Annotated in this window: 1 protein-coding gene; it reads right to left on the bottom strand. The window is 71.6% G+C overall.

The features are described 5' to 3' along the window. Positions 1-25 precede the first annotated feature (25 nt). Positions 26-1,384: a peptidase C39 family protein gene (locus ACFSL4_RS30920; protein ID WP_381090180.1), complete on the bottom strand. Its 1,359-nt coding sequence runs from the start codon at positions 1,382-1,384 to the stop codon at positions 26-28. Positions 1,385-1,597 lie beyond the last annotated feature (213 nt).

The following is a 1,597-nucleotide window of genomic DNA, read 5'->3' as shown; positions in this document are numbered from 1 at the left end:
GCCGTTCGTGCCGTGTGCCGGGGCGTCAGCGGACGCCCACCGCCGCCAGTGCCCTGCGCTGCCACGGCATGAGAGGGGCCGGGAAGTACAGGTAGCAGACGCCGCCCGTACCGGAGACCACCTTGCCGGAGCTGTTGTAGCGCTTGGTCCTGAGCCAGATGTTCTCCCACTCGCGCCGGTTGTAGACGCGGCGCACGGCCTCGTCGCTGGGCGAGGCCGGGTCGTTGGCGATCACGTCGCCGCCGTCGGTGAAGCCGATCACCGTCATCAGATGGCCCGAGGTGCCGTAACCGGCCCCCGTCAGCTCCTCCTTCAGGAACGACTGCGACGTTATGGCCGGGATGCCCGCCGCGATCAGCGTCTCCAGGTCGGTGAGCGAGGACAGCCGGGTGACCACGCCCTGAAGGTCGCGGAACGTCGCCGCGTACGCCGCGTTGAAGGGCCAGTTGCCGCAGCCCTGGTACTGGTAGTCGTAGGTGAACCGGGCCGCGTGGCACACCTGCGGGTCGGCGTACGACGGATCGACCCAGGACAGCTGCTCCGGGGTGAGCCTCCGGCCCCAGTACTCGATGACCATCTGCGAGGAGGTGGGGCTGCACCACGCCTCGCCGCCGTTGTCGTACTGGGGGTACTGGCCCTTGTGGATCTCCTGCGAGAAGCGCGGTACGGCCAGTTCCCGGGCGAACCCGGGCGTGGAGGCCGGCACGGTGAACCGGTCGGGGATGTCGGAGGCCATGGCTCCGAGCCGCCAGACCATGGGGGTGAGCTGCGTGCCGGGGGCGCGGCAGAGGGTCAGGCGCAGGCGGTAGGAGACCAGGCGCAGACCCGACGCGGCGTCGGAGATGGCGAAGGTGTCGGTCCAGATGTCGCTCTTGCCGTCGCTCTGGTCGTCGACGGAGGTCCGCCGGATGTCCTGGTCGCCGGCCGCCCAGCGGCCCATCACGTACCAGGGGGTGTCCGTGCCGTCGGAGTAGGTGCCCTTCAGCTCCACCTGGATCCAGGTGCCGGCCGGAGTGTGCGCGTTCCAGGAGGCGATCACCTCCGTGGACGCCACCGCCGGCCGGTGCACCGGCGAGGTCCAGGTGGCGTACTCCCAGGTGGAGGTGGTGCCGGTGTGCGGGTCGGTGTAGTCGGTGCGGCCGGCGGGAGCGGCGATCACCACACCGGGACGGAGTCCGGCGACGGCACGGACGCCCTCCGTGGTGCCGCTGCCCCAGTCGGTGCACGAGGTCCAGGCGCGGTTGTCCACGAGGCCGGGGCCTGCTGTCGTCGGCCGGACCGCCGGGGTGGCCGCGGCCGCCCGGCCCGTATCACCGACCGCCGTGGCCGCGGCGACCGCCGTGGCGAGGATGGTTCTGCGGGAGGGCTGTGAAGCTCTGGTCATCGGTGGGTGACCCCCAGGTGTCCGGAAGCAGCGGTTCAGACGCACGATGTCCGCCAACTATGGCCGCCCCAATGCGACTTCTACCAGCACCTGCACCGTCGGCGCGCCCACCAGTATTGGTCCCGACCACTGGCGGCGGACGCGGTGCCGCACGGCGCCCGGCGGGCGCGGTGCCGCACGGTGGACGCGGTCACCGGTCGCGGGCGCCCGGAT

It is taken from the genome of Streptomyces caeni (assembly GCF_042678285.1).
GTDB lineage: Bacteria > Actinomycetota > Actinomycetes > Streptomycetales > Streptomycetaceae > Streptomyces > Streptomyces caeni.
This window is presented reverse-complemented; position numbering and strand designations above follow the sequence as displayed.

Coding starts and splice junctions, on each gene's coding strand:
- ACFSL4_RS30920 (WP_381090180.1), bottom strand. CDS start 1,384: ATGACCAGAGCTTCACAGCCCTCCCGCAGAACCATCCTCGCCACGGCG.